Annotated in this window: 13 protein-coding genes; 5 read left to right on the top strand and 8 right to left on the bottom strand. The window is 73.8% G+C overall.

Features of this window, described 5'->3' with window-relative positions; translation table 11 throughout:
• Positions 1-33: 33 nt before the first annotated feature.
• On the bottom strand, positions 34-1,275 hold the full coding sequence (locus IE265_RS13455; RefSeq protein ID WP_190035747.1) for an ROK family protein: 1,242 nt from the start codon (positions 1,273-1,275) through the stop codon (positions 34-36).
• Entirely contained in the window at positions 1,272-2,018 is a 747-nt protein-coding gene (locus IE265_RS13450) for an alpha-ketoglutarate-dependent dioxygenase AlkB family protein (RefSeq protein ID WP_190035746.1), read from the bottom strand. The genes IE265_RS13455 and IE265_RS13450 overlap by 4 nt, the downstream gene beginning before the upstream one ends.
• Positions 2,019-2,093: 75 nt before the next feature.
• On the opposite strand from IE265_RS13450, the gene IE265_RS13445 reads away from it, so the two are divergent.
• Positions 2,094-3,251: a methyltransferase gene (locus tag IE265_RS13445; protein ID WP_190035745.1), complete on the top strand. Its 1,158-nt coding sequence runs from the start codon at positions 2,094-2,096 to the stop codon at positions 3,249-3,251.
• Positions 3,252-3,333: 82 nt separating this feature from the next.
• Here IE265_RS13445 and IE265_RS13440 read toward each other — a convergent pair whose 3' ends face one another.
• Positions 3,334-4,191, bottom strand: a complete 858-nt coding sequence (locus IE265_RS13440) for a class II fructose-bisphosphate aldolase (protein ID WP_190035744.1) — start codon at positions 4,189-4,191, stop codon at positions 3,334-3,336.
• A gap of 28 nt (positions 4,192-4,219) precedes the next feature.
• Positions 4,220-5,104: an SIS domain-containing protein gene (locus IE265_RS13435; RefSeq protein ID WP_190035743.1), complete on the bottom strand. Its 885-nt coding sequence runs from the start codon at positions 5,102-5,104 to the stop codon at positions 4,220-4,222.
• Positions 5,105-5,341: 237 nt separating this feature from the next.
• Between IE265_RS13435 and IE265_RS13430 the strand changes: the two genes are divergently transcribed.
• Together IE265_RS13430 and IE265_RS13425 are read left to right on the top strand one after the other, a co-directional pair.
• Entirely contained in the window at positions 5,342-6,121 is a 780-nt protein-coding gene (locus tag IE265_RS13430) for a DeoR/GlpR family DNA-binding transcription regulator (protein ID WP_190035742.1), read from the top strand.
• Between the two features lie 399 nt (positions 6,122-6,520).
• Entirely contained in the window at positions 6,521-7,420 is a 900-nt protein-coding gene (locus tag IE265_RS13425; RefSeq protein WP_190035741.1) for a hypothetical protein, read from the top strand.
• 124 nt (positions 7,421-7,544) lie between these two features.
• On the opposite strand, the gene IE265_RS13420 is transcribed toward IE265_RS13425, so the two are convergent.
• The 3 genes from IE265_RS13420 to IE265_RS13410 all read right to left on the bottom strand — a co-directional run bounded on the left by IE265_RS13420 (position 7,545) and on the right by IE265_RS13410 (position 9,890).
• Positions 7,545-7,748: a cold-shock protein gene (locus IE265_RS13420; protein ID WP_190035740.1), complete on the bottom strand. Its 204-nt coding sequence runs from the start codon at positions 7,746-7,748 to the stop codon at positions 7,545-7,547.
• A 457-nt stretch (positions 7,749-8,205) separates the two neighbouring features.
• Positions 8,206-9,177 (bottom strand): class I SAM-dependent methyltransferase, encoded by a 972-nt coding sequence (locus tag IE265_RS13415; protein WP_190035739.1) that lies wholly within the window; start codon positions 9,175-9,177, stop codon positions 8,206-8,208.
• Between the two features lie 119 nt (positions 9,178-9,296).
• Positions 9,297-9,890, bottom strand: a complete 594-nt coding sequence (locus tag IE265_RS13410; protein ID WP_190035738.1) for a helix-turn-helix domain-containing protein — start codon at positions 9,888-9,890, stop codon at positions 9,297-9,299.
• 258 nt (positions 9,891-10,148) lie between these two features.
• On the opposite strand from IE265_RS13410, the gene IE265_RS13405 reads away from it, so the two are divergent.
• Positions 10,149-11,768, top strand: coding sequence for an MFS transporter (locus IE265_RS13405; protein ID WP_190035737.1), 1,620 nt, complete (start codon positions 10,149-10,151; stop codon positions 11,766-11,768).
• A 181-nt stretch (positions 11,769-11,949) separates the two neighbouring features.
• Here IE265_RS13405 and IE265_RS13400 read toward each other — a convergent pair whose 3' ends face one another.
• Positions 11,950-12,717: a TetR/AcrR family transcriptional regulator gene (locus tag IE265_RS13400; protein WP_190035736.1), complete on the bottom strand. Its 768-nt coding sequence runs from the start codon at positions 12,715-12,717 to the stop codon at positions 11,950-11,952.
• A 240-nt stretch (positions 12,718-12,957) separates the two neighbouring features.
• Between IE265_RS13400 and IE265_RS13395 the strand changes: the two genes are divergently transcribed.
• A complete protein-coding gene (locus IE265_RS13395; protein WP_190035735.1) occupies positions 12,958-15,180 on the top strand; it encodes an MMPL family transporter in 2,223 nt (740 codons plus the stop codon).
• Positions 15,181-15,349 lie beyond the last annotated feature (169 nt).

Genomic DNA, 15,349 nt, shown 5'->3' with positions numbered 1-15,349 from the left:
GGCTCGGGTCCGGGCGGCCCGGACCCCGACGGCTCAGGTGCGGGCGAGCGCCGCGATCGGGTCGTCAAGCACCGGCTGCCAGGCCAACTCGGCCGCCCCGACCAGGCTGTTGTGGTCCAGCGTGCAGGCGAGGATCGGAACGCCGCCGCTCTGCCCCCACAGGCTGCGGTCGGCGACGACGGCGCGCAGCCGCTCCGGGTCGGCGTCGAGCAGTGTGCGGTGCAGCCCGCCCAGGATGATGCGGTCGGGGTTGAGGATGTTGACCAGCCCGGCGAGCCCCTGCCCCAGTCGGTCGATCAGCGCCCGGGTCGCCGTACGGACTATCGGGTCGGCGAACTGGTTGCGGATCAGGTCGTTGGCCTGCTGGAGCAGCGAGACCACCGGCCCCGGATCGCGGCCGGCGGCGGTCAGGAACGCCAGGGGGTCGGCCTCGACGTCGAGGCAGCCCCGGCTGCCGCAGTGGCAGGGGCGCCCCTCCGGGTTCACCGTCAGGTGCCCCACCTCGAGCGCGAGGCCCGAACTGCCCGTGTGCAACCGCCCGTCGAGCACCAGCGCGCCACCGACGCCCCGGTGCCCGGTGGCCACGCACAGCAGGTCCCGGGCGCCGCGCCCCGCGCCGTGCCGGTGTTCCGCGAGCGCCGCCAGGTTGACGTCGTTGGCGGCGAACGCCGGTCCCGTGATGCCCGCCGCGCGGACGCGCTCCGCGAAGATCTTCCGTACGGGCGCCCCCGCGGGCCAGGCCAGGTGCAGCGGGTTCAGGGCCGTGCCCTCGGGTTCGGCGACGGCGGACGGCACGGCGAGTCCGGCGCCCACGCAACGGCGGCCGGTCTCCCGCAGCAGTTCGGCGCCAGCGTCGACGACCGAGCCGAGCACCTTGGCCGGGTCGGCGTCCACCGTCTCGCGCCCCGGTGCCGTCGCGACGATCCGGCCGCCGAGCCCGACCAGGGCCGCGCGGAAACCGTCGGCGTGCACCTGGGCGGCGAGGGCGACGGGCCCGTCCTCCGCGAGTTCGAGGCGGTGCGAGGGCCGCCCCTGGGAGCCGGCGGCCGCACCGGGCCGGGCGTCGACACGGATCAGCCCGAGTGCTTCGAGCTCCGCGGCGACCGCTCCCGCCGTGGCGCGGGTGACCCCGAGTTCCGCGGTGAGGACGGCACGCGTCGGCGCGCGACCGGTGTGCACCAGTTCCAGCGCGGGGCCGAGCGCACCCCGCCCCCGGTCCAGCCGTGTCCTGGTCGTTCCTTCTCCCGCCGCTCCGGGGGCCGCTTCGCCGCTCATGAGGGCGAGTCTCCCATGATCCGGTCGCGCGGCGACCGGCCCGGTTCCCCGGACGGGCCGCGCCCGTCCGTCCGCAGTCCACTCACCCGCAAGGTGATGTTCAGCCGGCCGGAGAGTCCCAGCTCCGGCGGAGCCGTGCCCGCGAGGACGCGCGGCACACCGTGGTACGCGAGGCGGGCCGGACCGCCGAAGACGAACAGGTCGCCGCTGCGCAGTTCGACGTCCGTCCAAGGGCGGCCCCGCGACGCGGTGTTGCCGAACCGGAAGACGCAGGTGTCGCCGAGGCTGAGCGACACCACGGGCGCGTCGGAGCGCTCGTCGCTGTCGCGGTGCATGCCCATACGGGCGTCCACGTCGTAGAAGTTGATCAGCGCGATGTCGTACGCGTCCTCCGGTCCTCCCCCGCGCCCGCCTCCGGGGCGGCCCTCTTCTAGTGCGTCGGCGACCGCGGCACGCGCGAGCTCGTCCAGCCACGCGGGGAACTCCTTCACGGGTGCCCCGTCGCCGTCGACGGCGGTGCGCGCGTATCCGTACGGGTACCAGTGCAGACCGAGGCACACCTGCCGTGCCGTCATCGTGCCGCCGCCGGGGGTGCGGACCGTGCGCAGGCCCGCGGGCGGGCGGGCCCAGTCGCGGCAGGCGTCGAGGAGGTCCCGCTGCCGCCCGGGAGACAGCCAGTCCGGCAGGTGCACGGCGCCCGGCGCCACCTCCGTACGGGCGCGCGGGAACAGCTCTGCGTCCATTCACCCATCCTCGCGCACGCACCCGGCGGTCCGCGGCAACCCCCTGAGCTGCGCCTCGGCTAGCCTGGACCCACGATGACCGACCGTATGACGACCCCTTCGGCCGAGCTGGCGCTGGCCCGCTTCCCCGAGGGCTCCCGTGACCAGCTCCGCGCGTGGGACGCCTCCGACGAGTACCTGCTGAGGCATCTCGCGGACCGGGGCGACGCGCTCGACGGCACGGTCGTCGTGGTCGGCGACCGCTGGGGTGCGCTGACCACCGCCCTGCGGGACCACCGGCCGGTGCAGATCACCGACTCGTTCCTGGCGCGCGAGGCGACCCGCGCGAACCTGGCGCGCAACGGCGCCGAGCCCGACTCCGCACGGCTGCTCACCACCCAGGACCCGCCGCCGGCCCGCGTCGACGTGCTCCTCGTGCGGGTGCCGAAGAGCCTCGCGCTCCTGGAGGACCAGCTGCTGCGGCTGGCCCCCGCCGTGCACGAGGGGACGCTCGTCGTCGGCACCGGCATGGCCAAGGAGATCCACACCTCGACGCTGAAGCTGTTCGAGCGGATCCTCGGCCCGACCCGGACCTCGCTCGCCGAGAAGAAGGCGCGGCTCGTCTTCTGCACCCCGGACGCGCGGGTGGTCCCGCCGGCGAACCCCTGGCCGCACCGCTACACCCTGCCCGACGGAGTCGGCCCCGTATCGGGTCGTCCCGTGGTCAACCACGCGGGCGTGTTCTGCGCCGAACGTCTCGACATCGGCACGCGCTTCTTCCTCCAGCACCTGCCGTACGAGGGCGGGGGCGGCCGGGTCGTGGACCTGGGCTGCGGCAACGGCGTGGTCGGCACGGCCGTGGCGCTGGCGCGCCCCGAGGCCGAGCTGCTGTTCGTGGACGAGTCGTACCAGGCGGTGGCCTCGGCGGAGGCGACCTACCGGGCGGCCACGGACGGCCCGGTCGAGTACGGCAAGGCGGAGTTCCGGGTCGGGGACGGCCTCGACGGCGTGCCCGACGGGAGCGTCGACCTGGTCCTCAACAATCCGCCGTTCCACTCGCACCAGGCGACGACCGACGCGACGGCCTGGCGGATGTTCACCGGGGCCCGCCGGGCGCTGCGCCCCGGCGGCGAGCTGTGGGTGGTCGGCAACCGCCACCTCGGCTACCACGTGAAGCTGCGGCGCCTGTTCGGCAACAGTGAACTCGTCGCGAGCGACGCGAAGTTCGTCGTCCTGAAGGCGGTCAGGACGTAGTCGGTCCGGCCCGGTCCGGCGGACCCGTGGCCCCGTTTCCCGGCGGCTGCCGGGCGGCCGTCGAGGCCCGGCCCGGGGCGGGTCAGCCGGCCGTGCCGAGCACCTCGATGAGCCGTGCCACGGTCTCCACCATCGCCGCCCGCCCCACGGACAGGTACGAGCGCGAGTCGACCGCCTCCGGACGGGCGGTGAGGTGCTCCCTGATCGCGCCGGTCATCGCGATGTTCAGCGCGGTGCCGACGTTCACCTTGGTGATGCCGCCCGCCACGGCGGACCTCAGCCCGGCGTCCGGGACACCGGACGAGCCGTGCAGCACCAGGGGCACGTCGACGGCCGCGGCGAGGCGTTTGAGCAGGTCGTGGTCGAGGGTGGCGGTGCGGGTGGTCATCGCGTGGCTGCTGCCGACGGCCACGGCCAGCGCGTCCACCCCCGAGTCGGCCACGAAGGCCCGCGCCCGGCCCGGATCGGTACGGGCCCCCGCGGCGTGCGCGTCCAGCGGCGGCCGGCCCGCCTTGCCACCCACCTCGCCCAACTCGGCCTCGATCCAGAGCCCTTGAGCGTGCGCCCAGTCCGCGGCGGCCCGGGTGGCGGCGAGGTTCTCGGCGTACGGGAGGTGGGCGGCGTCGTACATGACGGAGCTGAATCCCGCTCCGGGGGCCTGCCTCAGGAGTTCGTCGCTCTGGACATGGTCCAGATGCAGGGCGACCGGCACGGAGGCCTGTTCCGCGGCGGCGGACGCGGCACGGGCCAGCGGCAGCAGCCGCCCGCAGCGGAACCTGACCGCGTTCTCGCTGACCTGGAGGATCACGGGCGCGCCCGCGCTCTCCGCTCCGGCGACGACGGCCTCGACGTGTTCCAGCGTGATGACGTTGAACGCGGCGACGGCGGTGCGGGCCGCGGCGGCCCCGGCCACCAGGCCGCCTGCTGCTACGAGGGGCACGGGCTCTCCCTTGGGGGGCGGGGCGGCGTCAGGACGCGGTGAGGACGACGGAGCGGGTGAGGTGCCTCGGCCGGTCGGGGTCGAGACCGCGGGCGGCGGCGACGGCGACGGCGAGCCGCTGGGCGCGCACGAGTTCGGCGAGCGGGTCGAGTGCGCCCTCCACCCACAACCCCCCGGTGGCACGCACCTGTTCGGCGAGGCCTCGCGGCGCTTCGCCGAACATCCAGGTCGCGGTGCCCGCGGTGGTGACGCTGATCGGGCCGTGCCGGTACTCCATGGCCGGGTAGGCCTCGGTCCAGGCGAGAGAGGCCTCCCGCATCTTGAGCGCGGCCTCGTTCGCGAGTCCCACGCTCCAGCCCCGCCCCAGGAAGGTGAACTGCCCGCAGTCGGCCAGCCCATCGGGCAGCGGCAGGGCGAGGGCGGTTCGGGCGTCGTCCACCACCCGGTCGCCGTGCAGCCCCAGATGGGCCCGCAGCAGGGTGAGCGCCGTGGTCGCGAACCGGGTCTGCACGACGGACCGTTCGTCGGCGTGGTCGAGGACGACGACGTCGTCGGCCGCCTCCATCACGGGAGTTCGGGGGTCGGCGGTGACCGCGACCGTGCGCGTACGCCCCTTCAACGCGCCCAGCAGATCGAGGACCTCGGTGGTGGTGCCCGACCGGGTGAGCGCCACCACCCGGTCGTACGCGCGGCCGTGCGGGAACTCCGAGGCCGCGAAGGCGTCCGTCTCGCCCTGCCCCGCGTGCTCCCGCAGCACGGCGGCCGCCTGCGCCATGAACCACGAGGTACCGCACCCCACGATCGCGACCCGCTCCCCGGGCGCGGGCAGGACGGACGCCTCCTCCACGGCCTGTTCGGCGGCCCTGGTCCAGCACTCGGGCTGACTGTTCAGCTCGTTCTCGACATGGCTCATGCCACGGCCTCCCCGATGGGATGATTGTTCCTGCAAGATATAGCGCACTTTCGAGCACAATCAAGCATTCGACGGGGAGCGGCGTGCGCTAGGGTCACCGGAGGTCGGCGATCGGCCGCTCGCGGGCCGCCGACGACCGGCGCGCGGCACGGCCGGGCACCGGCCACGGTGACGGCCATGAGTACGAGTACGGGCACGCATGGCGGCCCTCCCAGGAACGACGGACGGAGACCGCGGATGTCGCGCGACGCGCGCTGGCAGGCGCTGCTGGAACTGCTCGTGGAGCGGGGCCGGCTCGACGTCGAGGACGCTGCGGCAGAGCTGGCGGTGTCGGCAGCGACGATCCGGCGCGACTTCGACCAGCTCGCAGAGCAGCAGATGCTGGTCCGCACCCGGGGCGGGGCGGTGGTGCACAGCGTCTCGTACGAGCTTCCGCTGCGCTACAAGACCGCCCGCCGCGCCTCGGAGAAGCAGCGGATCGCGAAGGCGGTGGCCGACCTCGTCGCCCCCGGCCAGGCGGTCGGCCTGACGGGCGGCACGACGACCACGGAGGTCGCCCGCGCCCTGGCCGTGCGCGGTGACCTGTCCGACGGCTCGCCCGCCCTCACCGTCGTCACGAACGCGCTGAACATCGCCAACGAGCTGGCGGTGCGGCCCCAGTTCAAGATCGTGCTGACCGGCGGGGTGGCCCGCCCCCAGTCGTACGAACTCGTCGGGCCCCTCGCGGACGGCGTGCTCGGCCAGATCACCCTCGACGTCGCGGTGCTCGGCGTGGTCGCGTTCGACGCGGTGCACGGCACGGCCGCGACGGACGAGGCGGAGGCGGCCATCAACAGGCTGCTCTGCGAGCGCTCCGAGCGCGTGGTCGTCGCCGCCGACTCCAGCAAGCTGGGCCAGCGCGCGTTCGCCCGCATCTGCCCGACGGCCTCCGTCGACACGCTGGTCACCGACTCGGCGGCGGGCGAGGACGTGGTGCGGCGGTTCGAGGAGGCAGGGGTCACGGTCGTCACGGTGTGACGTGGCGCGAGGGCCCGGCGGACGACGGTCGGCCGACGGATTCGACGACTGTGCAACAGCCGCTGCGGCAAGGTCACGTGCGTCGAACTCCGTTCTAGAATCGACCTGTTGACCCGTTCACCGAGTCGCGCCGTCCCGGCCGCCGCCCTGCCCCCGAGGCGGCTCACGACGCCCGGCCGTCCGATCGGCCTCCGGTCCCACCGCCCTCCGTCCACCGGACGACGGCTCGCGGCGACCCGGGCCGCCCGTTGCACCTGTGCCACCCGAGCCACCCGCCGGCGCCTCCGCCCCGGAACGCCCCGATCACGAGGGTGCCCGGCAGCGGGCGGACAGCGCCGAACCCGGTGTCCGCTCCGCAACCCGACCGCACGCCCGACGACTTCGCAGAAGGAGCACAGGATGCAGGATCGGCCCGAGGACGTCCCGGCGCAGGCCCACGCACAGCCGTCCCCTCCGCCGGGCTCCGCGGCGGAACCCGCGCACACGCCGACACCGGAGGGCGGGTCCCAGGCGTACCCCGCGCAGTCGCCGAGACCCGATTCCGCGCCGGGCAACCCTTACCAGGTCCCCCAGCAGGCGAACGCCTACGGGCCCCCTCCCGGCTACCCTCCGGCGCAGCACTACCCGTACGCGCCGCCGCCGGGATTCAGCCCGCCGCCCGGAGGCGGCGGCGCGGGGCGCGCGGTGCTGTGGGCGGCGGTCGGCGCGGTGGCCGCGTCCGTGCTGTGGGCCGGCGGAATCCACCTGCTCGGCCCGCTCGGCGGCGACCCGGACCTCGGCGGGTACCGGGCCAGGGCCAACCTCTGCTCCTCGGTCGACTACACGGCCCTGCGGACCGAGTACGCCGAGAAGGACAGCGCCCCCACGCACAACTCCCTGAAGCACAAGGCCCTCGACCAGAGCTACTGCAGCATCTCCCTGAAGAGGACGACCAGTTCCGCGTACTCCGACGCGTATCTGTCGGTGCAGATGGATCTCCACAAGGAGACCGATCCCTCGGCGGAGTTCACCGCGCTGTGGTCCGAGTACAACCAGCGCTACGACGACTACGAGGTGGAGAAGGTGTCCGGCTTCGGCGACGAGGCCTATCTCGTGACCGAGGACACCACGTCCGGCTCCGGGACCAGCGGCAGCCGGGCCGTGATCCTCGCCGTGCGCGACGGCTGGATGACGTACCAGATGAGCTGGAGCGTCTACACGACCTCGTACGGGACGACCTCGCCGCCCGACATCGAGGACGTCTCCCGGTGGGTGAAGACCGACACGCGGTCGACTCTGGAGGACCTCCGCTCGGGCTGACCGCGCGAGGCCGGCCGGGAGCCGCAACGCGTGGAGGCGCCGGAAGCACACCACGCTCCCGGCCCCGAACGCGCCGCGCCCCCGGAGCGGAGCTCCGGGGGCGCGGTCCTGCCTTGTCGGCCGATCAGGCGGCGGTGATGTTCTCCGCCTGCGGGCCCTTCTGGCCCTGGGTGACGTCGAAGGTCACCTTCTGGCCCTCCTGGAGCTCACGGAAGCCGCTGGAGTTGATGTTGGAGTAGTGGGCGAAGACGTCGGGGCCGCCGCCGTCCTGCTCGATGAAGCCGAAGCCCTTTTCGGCGTTGAACCACTTGACAGTTCCGCTGGCCATGATGGTGCCTCTCAGTCCGATATCGGATCCGCACCGCGCGGACCCGGAGGTGATCGCCCTGGTCCAGGCACTGCACAGCAAAAAAGCCCACACCGGGGCGCGGGCAGGTACTGCGAACCACGACATCTGGCAGTAACGCTACACCGCGGATCCGGCCGCCACCAGAGAGCAACGATCATCAAAATGTGAAGCCGTCCGGTCCCGGGACCGGACGGACGCCCCATGGCGGGGCATATGACCGGGGTCTGCGGCACGGGCGCGGGGCGCGGACTCCTGCCCGCGGCCGGGCGTCCCGGCAGGCGGGAGGCGGCCCCGCCGCGAGCGCCCGCACCTCCGAGGCCGCCCCGGGCTGTCAGGAGTGCGCCGTCGGGAGCGGGCGGTCGCTCCAACGCCCTGCGCCTCCGCGGTGGTTGGAGCGATCGGACGCCGCTCCACGCGGTCCGGCCGCCGCCCCGCGTCACCCGGTCGCACCACCGGGGCCCGCCGCGCGGACACCGCGCCGGGCGGCCCACACGGTGCGTTCCGTACGCACCGCGAGGTCGTCGCGGCGCAGGATGGAGTGCGGGCTGCCGGGGTCGAGGAGCCGGTCCAGTGCGGCGAGGTCGGCGGGTGGGAGCACGTCGGCGACACCGCCGCGTACACGCCGCAAGGTCTCCAGGGCGTAGCGGCCGACCGCGGGCGAGCCGGACTTCCCGATCTCGACGTGGATCGCGCGTTCGCCCTCGACGGTGAATCCGGCGGCGGCGAGCCCGGGGCCCCAGTCGTCGCCGCGATGCGGCAGTCGGGTGGCGTGGCGGGCGTCCCCGGCGACGCGGCAGCGCTCCAGGAGGCCGGGGGCGTCCTCCGGGGCGTCCTCGGGCAGGAAGCGGGGGAGTCCGGCCGACTCGACGACGGCGAACAGGCCGCCGGGCGCGAGCGCGTCGTGGACCTGGCGCATGGTGCGGCCGGGGTCGGTCATGTGGTGCAGGGAGGCGGACGCCCACACGAGCTCCGGTGTGCCGAGGTCGGGCCACGCGGTGTCGAGGTCGGCCTGGACCGTCCGCACGCGATCGGCCACTCCCCGCGCGGACGCCTTCTCCGTCAGACGGTCCAGGTGCGCCGCCGAGGAGTCGACGGCGGTGACGTGCGCCCCGGGGAAGCGGGCGAGGAGCGCGAGCGTGCCGGTGCCGGTCCCGCAGCCCAGGTCGACGATGTGCCGCGGGGTGCCTTCGACGGGCAGCCACCGGACGATGGACGCGATGTGCTCGGCGAGCACCTCCGCGTCCAGGTCGAGGATCTCCGCCTGGTCGTGGCCGTGCTCGTGACCAGGGCCGTGCTCGTGACCGGTGCCTCGGCCGTGACCGGCGCCTCGGCCGTGCTCGTGGAGGTGACCGGTGCCGTGGCCGGAGTGCGGGTCGTGGTGTGCGGTGTGCGGGATGGGGTGGGTCATGCGCCCACGCTAGGTCGGCCGGGCACGCGCGGCCCTTCCGCTCCCGCGATGCGCAAGACGATCGCGCGTTCCGCTGCCGAAAGCGCAAGGAACGCCTCCGGTCGCGGCAGATACGCAGGTCACCCGGCAGGGCGGCCCGGCGGTCCGGAGTCCTCGCCCCGCTGGTGACCGCGGCGGGCGTCGCGGTCGAAGATGCCGAGGATCTCGCACGGCCCGCCGTCGGCGCCGATGGCGTGCGGCAGCATCGTGGGGAACTCGGCGGCCTGGTTCGTCTCGACCCTGAAGCGCCGGTTGCCCAGCAACAGGATCGCGGTGCCGGACAGCACGACGAGCCATTCGCGGCCCGGGTGGGCGCGCATCCGCGCGAGGTTGTCCGGCGGCGGGTCCGTCATCCGCTGGCGCACCACGGTCATCCCGGGATCGGCCTTGACGGGCCAGCGCATCAGCGAATGGGCCGCGTCGATCATCGGGCTGGACACGACATCGTCCGTGGCGGTCTCCACGAGCTGGTCGAGGGACGTGTCGAGCGCGCGGGCGAGGATGACCAGCTGGTCCAGGGCCAGCCGCCGCCGGCCGTTCTCGATACGGCTGAGGGTGGACTGGCTGACCTTGGCGCGGGCGGCCAGCTCTTCGAGCGACCAGCCCTGCGCCACCCTCAGCGCGCGGATCCGCTTGCGCACCAGGCTGTCCAGCTCGCCTTCGTCTTGCGTCATACGCAACATCCTATGCCCGTGATGCAAGGCGGGCCTACCGTCGGCACAGAGCCCGGCGTCCGGCTCCCGGCGCTCGACGGAAGGGCCCGTCCACTCCGTCCGGGCCCGGCCGCCCGCGCCCTCACGGGCTTCGCACCTCCCACCCCCGCGGTCCGTCCACCCCGGTGCGGCCCGAGCCCGTCCCCGTCCGGGCGCGCCCCGTCCGCCGGCCCGCGCCGGCGTCCGCACGCGCCTTCTCCCGTTCGCCCGAGAGGAACCATGAGTACGAACCAGCCCTTCCAGGTGACCGATCCCGTCGAGGCGACCACCGACCCGCGCGACGCCGACGGCGGGGGCCCACCGGACGCGCGCCGTCGGCGCTGGATTCTGATCACCGTCTGCGTCGCGCTCATGGCCGTCATCGCCTCCGTATCAGGACTGAACGTGGCCCAGCCCGACCTGGCCGTCGCGTTCGACGCGTCACAGAGCACGATCCTGTGGATCATCAACATCTACACACTCGCCCTGGCCGCGCTCCTGCTGCCGCTCGGCGCGATCGGCGACCGGGTCGGCCGCAGGCCCGTGCTGCTCACCGGCCTGACCGTCTTCGGGCTGGCCGCGGCGGCGGCCGGACTCGCCCCGTCAGCCGAGGTCATGCTCGCGGCGCGCCTGCTCGGCGGAGTGGGCGCGGCCATGATCATGCCCATCACCCTGGCCGTCATCACGTCGACGTTCCCCGAGGCGGAGCGCGGCCGGGCGATCGGCGTGTGGACCGCCGTGGCCGGGGGCGGCGGTGTCCTCGGCATGTTCCTCTCCGCGGCCCTCGTCGACGTGGCGAGCTGGCGCCTGCTGTTCGTCCTGCCCGTCGCACTGGTCGCCGTCGCCCTCGCCCTGACCGTGCGCCACGTGCCCGACTCCCGCGAGACGTCCGGGCACCCGTTCGACACCGTGGGGGCGCTGACGTCCGTCGTCGCGGTGGTGGGGCTGGTCCTCGTCCTCCAGGAAGGACCGGTGCGGGGATGGACGGACCCCGTGACCCTGCTCTGCCTCGCCGGCGGAGTCCTCGCGGGCGTCGGCTTCGTGGCCCGGGAGTTGCGCGAGCGCGATGCCGCGCTGCTGGACATGCGCCTGTTCCGCGAACGCGGCCTGGCCGGAGGTTCGATCACCCTTCTGGTGGTCTTCGGCGTCCAGGCGGGCATCTTCGTGGTCCTCTTCCCGTTCCTCCAGGCCGTACTGGGCTGGTCGGGGCTGCTCTCGACGCTGGCGCTGATGCCCATGGCGGTCCTGATGATGGCTGCTTCCGCGCTCGCTCCCCTGCTCGTCGCGCGCGTGGGCCCCAGGGCGACCATGGCCGCGGGAATCCTGGTGGCCGGCGCGGGTCTTGCCCTCATGGCGGCGCTCGTGTCCGTCGGCGGCGGCTATCCGTCGGTACTGCCCGGCATGCTCGCCATGGGGCTCGGCATGGGCCTGTCGATGACCCCGTCCACCGAGGCCATCACGGGCTCGCTGCCCCGGGAGCGCCAGGGCGTCGCGTCCGCGCTCAACGACGTCACACGCGAGTTCGGCACCGCGCTCGGCGTGGCCCTGCTCGGCGCGCTGGTGTCCGCCGGTTACCGCGACGCGATCGGCTCCCGCCTGGACGGCGTCCCGCGCGAGGCGGCCGTTGAGGCCCGTGGAGGAGTCGCCAACGCGGTCGACGCGGCGGACGGCGCGGGCGCGCACGCGCGGACACTGGTCCACGCGGCCCAGGAGTCCTTCGTCGACGGCTGGCAGCGGGCCATGTGGGCGGGCGTCGCCGTCATGGCCGTCCTGTTCGCGTACGTCGCCGCCCGGGGCCCTCGGCGCCATGTCGCCCCGGCCGCGGACGAGAGGGTGCCGGCCGGTCCGACGCCCTCCTGACTCCGGGGAGGGCCGGGGCCGCACCCGTACGCCCCGGCAGCCCCACGAGCCCGTGGGCCCGCAACCCGCAGGCCCGTGCCCCATGGGCCCGTGCCGCCGCGGCCCCGCACCACGGCCCGCGCATCCTCGCGGCCCGGCAGCCCGTATCGCCGTATCGCTGTATCGGTGTATCGGTGTATCGCTACGACGGTCCTCCCGCCCCGTCCTCGCCCGGCGCGAGGGCGGGGATTCGGCCGCGGATGTCCTCGACGAGGTTCCGCATCGCCATGCGGAAGATCTCGGCCTGGTGGTCCCCGAGGAAGGCGGTGTGGCCGAACACCTCCAGCACGACGAGTCCGTGCATGTGTCCCCACGCGCTCATCACGAGGGCGGTCGCGGGCGGCGGCAGCGCCGTCGCGCCGGTCTGCGGCAGTCCGCCGAAGTGTGCGAGCAGCGCCGCGGACAGGCCGGGTGTCCGCGCCGCGGCGAGTTGCTCCGCGGTGAACCCGTCGAAGATCTCCCGCTCGAAGATCTCGCCCATCCGGCGCATCGCCAGGGTCGTCGGACCCTCGACGGGGGCCGCGTAGTACCGCAGCGGTGTCCCGTACAGGAGTTGGAACCGTTCGGGATGGGTGATGGCCCACCGGCGGTACCCCTCCGTCGCGAGGACCACGCGCTCGACGGCCGGGTCGCCCGGCGCGGCGGAGTCGACGGCGACCTGTACGGCCCGGGCCAGGGCGTCGTACGCCTCGGCGATGAGCACCGTGACGAGGTCGTCCCGGCTCGGAAAGTAGTGGTAGAGCGCCTGCACGGTCATTCCCAGGCCGCGGGCGACGGCACGCATGGACAGGGCGGCGGGACCGTGTTCGGCGATGTGGAGTTCGGCTGCGTCGAGGATCTCCCGCGTCGCCGCGGCCCGGCGCCGCTCTCGCAGGGTGGGCGGGGCGGCGGGCTGCTCGTCGGCGGACATGGGACGACGGTACGCCGTCGACTCGTCCCGTGTTCAGGGAAGTTGCGGACTGTCAGAAAAATCTGACACTGCCAAATACTCCGGCGCCTCACTAACGTCCGTCGTGGCGGCCGGGCATGCGCCCCGGGCGCCCGTCCCGAACGGACCGCGTCCGCGGGGCGCCGGACCGCCCCCGTCATGGCACCGGCCGGCCAACTCCCCTTCCGTACAAGGTCCACAGGGCCGCAAAGGAGACCGTTCGTGTTTGAACGCATAGCCGAACTGGCGATTCGCCGATCCCGGCTCGTACTCGCCGTCGCCGTCGCGGCCGTGGTCCTCATGGGTGTCGCGGGCGCCGGCGCCTTCGGCACCCTGCTGGGCGGCGGCTACGACGACCCGGCGTCCTCATCCAGCCGTGCCGCGAAGGTCATCGAGGAGAAGTTCGGTGGGGAGACGAACCTGGTCCTGCTGGTACGCGCCTCCGAGGGCCGCGTCGACGCCCCGGCGGCCCGGGAGGCGGGCCGCGCGCTGGCGGCCGACCTCAGGAAGGAGCGGAACCTGGAGAACGTGGTCTCGTACTGGGACACGGACAGTTCCTCCCTGCGCGCCGAGGACGGCCGCTCCGCGCTGGTGCTCGCCCATGTGACGGGTGACGACACCGAGCGGGACGAGAACGCGAAGGCCGTCATCGACACCTACGCGGGACCGTACGAGGGCGCGCTCACAGTCAGGGCGGGCGGCGGCGCGGCCGTGACGAGCGAGATGGGGAAGCAGTCGGGCGAGGACCTCCTCCTGGCCGAGACCATCGCCGTACCGCTCACCCTCGTCCTGCTGCTGGTCGTCTTCGGCAGCGTGGTCGCGGCGCTGCTGCCGCTCGTGGTCGGGGTCATCGCCATCGTCGGCACCTTCGCGGAGCTGTTCGTCCTCGGCAGCGTCACCGACGTCTCGGTCTTCGCGATCAACCTCACGACGGCGCTGGGCCTGGGCCTGGGCATCGACTACGCCCTGCTGATGGTCAGCCGGTTCAGGGAACAACTCGCGGCGGGGGCGGGCGTGGAGGACGCCGTGCGGCGGACCGTCGGCACGGCCGGCCGCACGATCGCGTTCTCCGCCGCGACCGTGGCCGCCGCGCTCGGGGCGCTGCTGGTGTTCCCGCAGTACTTCCTGCGCTCGTTCGGCTATGCCGGGATCGGTGTCGTCGCCATCGCGGCCGTGGGCACCCTGTTCGTGATGCCCGCGCTCTTCGTCGTACTGGGCCATCGCGTCAACAGCGGGCGGCTGCCGTGGGTGGGGCCCGCGGTTCCCGGCGCGCGGCAGCCGCTGTGGGGACGGCTGGCCCGCACGGTCATGCGGCGGCCCGCGCTCACCGCGCTGCCGGTGCTCGCCGTGCTGCTGCTGGCGGCGAGCCCGCTGCTGGGGATCACCTTCGGCACGCCGGACGAACGCGTACTGCCCGAGCAGGCCACGAGCCGCCAGGTGGCGGCGGTCCTCCGGGAGGACTTCACCGGCACCGACGACGCGGCCCTCCATGTCGTCCTGGACCGCCCCGTGGGCGAGGACCCGCTGGAGTCGTACGCGGTCGAACTGTCCGGCCTCGAAGGCGTCGTCCGTGTCGAGACGGGTGCCGGGACATACGCCGACGGACGCTCCGCGCCGACCGGTCCGGGCACCGCCGCGCTCGCCAGGCCCGACGCGCAGCGGATCAACGTGGTCAGCTCCCTGGCGCCGAAGTCGGACGCGGCCCAGCGCCTGGTCGACGAGGTGAGGGCCGTCGGCGCGCCCGAGGGGTCGGACCCGCTCGTGGGCGGAACCGGCGCGGTGCTGGTCGACTCCAAGGACTCGATCGCCGAACGGCTGCCGCTCGCGGTCGCGCTGGTCGCCCTCACGACGTTCCTGCTGCTGTTCCTGTTCACGGGCAGTGTCGTGCAGCCGCTGCGCGCGCTGGTCCTCAACATGATCAGCCTGGGAGCGACCCTCGGTGTCATGACCTGGATCTTCCAGGACGGTCATCTGTCCTCCGTGCTGGGCTTCACCGCGCAGCCCATGGAGGTGTCGATGACCGTGCTGATGTTCTGCATCGCGTTCGGTCTCTCGATGGACTACGAGGTGTTCGTCACCAGCCGGATCAAGGAGCTCCACGACTCGGGCGCGGACAACGAGTCCGCCGTGGTCGACGGTCTCGGCCACACCGGACGCATCGTCAGCGCGGCAGCCTGCCTGCTCGCGGTCAGCTTCTTCGCCTTCGGAACCGCCGAGTTGAGCTTCATGCAGATGTTCGGCCTGGGCAGCGGACTGGCCATCCTGATCGACGCCGTCGCCGTGCGCGGCGTCCTCGTACCGGCCGCGATGCGCCTGCTCGGCCGCTCGGCCTGGTACGCGCCCCGCCTCCTGCGTGCGTTCCACGGGCGGTACGGCCTCAGCGAGAGCGCGCCCGCCCCTGCCGCGCCGGAGCCAGCGGCAGCGCCGCCGTACGCGAAGAGCTAGCGCGGGAGGGCGAGTTCGCGCCCCGGTGGGCGGCGCGGGTGCGCGGCGGCGGGATTCCGCCGCCGCGCCGTCAGGGCACGGTTCCCGGGGCACGCCGCCGATCCCGGGCGTCACGACGACACGGCGCCCGGAGCACCACGCGGCTCCGGGCGTACGGGCACAGTGGTAC

The sequence above is a fragment of the Streptomyces fructofermentans genome (genome assembly GCF_014651055.1).
GTDB classification, from domain to species: Bacteria; Actinomycetota; Actinomycetes; order Streptomycetales; family Streptomycetaceae; genus Streptomyces; species Streptomyces fructofermentans.
This window is presented reverse-complemented; position numbering and strand designations above follow the sequence as displayed.

Excerpts from the sequence above, each read along its gene's own strand:
- IE265_RS13455 (WP_190035747.1), bottom strand. The coding sequence starts at position 1,275 with ATGAGCGGCGAAGCGGCCCCCGGAGCGGCGGGAGAAGGAACGACCAGG.
- IE265_RS13450 (WP_190035746.1), bottom strand. The coding sequence starts at position 2,018 with ATGGACGCAGAGCTGTTCCCGCGCGCCCGTACGGAGGTGGCGCCGGGC.
- IE265_RS13445 (WP_190035745.1), top strand. The coding sequence starts at position 2,094 with ATGACCGACCGTATGACGACCCCTTCGGCCGAGCTGGCGCTGGCCCGC.
- IE265_RS13435 (WP_190035743.1), bottom strand. The coding sequence starts at position 5,104 with ATGAGCCATGTCGAGAACGAGCTGAACAGTCAGCCCGAGTGCTGGACC.
- IE265_RS13430 (WP_190035742.1), top strand. The coding sequence starts at position 5,342 with ATGTCGCGCGACGCGCGCTGGCAGGCGCTGCTGGAACTGCTCGTGGAG.
- IE265_RS13425 (WP_190035741.1), top strand. The coding sequence starts at position 6,521 with ATGCAGGATCGGCCCGAGGACGTCCCGGCGCAGGCCCACGCACAGCCG.
- IE265_RS13420 (WP_190035740.1), bottom strand. The coding sequence starts at position 7,748 with ATGGCCAGCGGAACTGTCAAGTGGTTCAACGCCGAAAAGGGCTTCGGC.
- IE265_RS13415 (WP_190035739.1), bottom strand. The coding sequence starts at position 9,177 with ATGACCCACCCCATCCCGCACACCGCACACCACGACCCGCACTCCGGC.
- IE265_RS13410 (WP_190035738.1), bottom strand. The coding sequence starts at position 9,890 with ATGACGCAAGACGAAGGCGAGCTGGACAGCCTGGTGCGCAAGCGGATC.
- IE265_RS13405 (WP_190035737.1), top strand. The coding sequence starts at position 10,149 with ATGAGTACGAACCAGCCCTTCCAGGTGACCGATCCCGTCGAGGCGACC.
- IE265_RS13400 (WP_190035736.1), bottom strand. The coding sequence starts at position 12,717 with ATGTCCGCCGACGAGCAGCCCGCCGCCCCGCCCACCCTGCGAGAGCGG.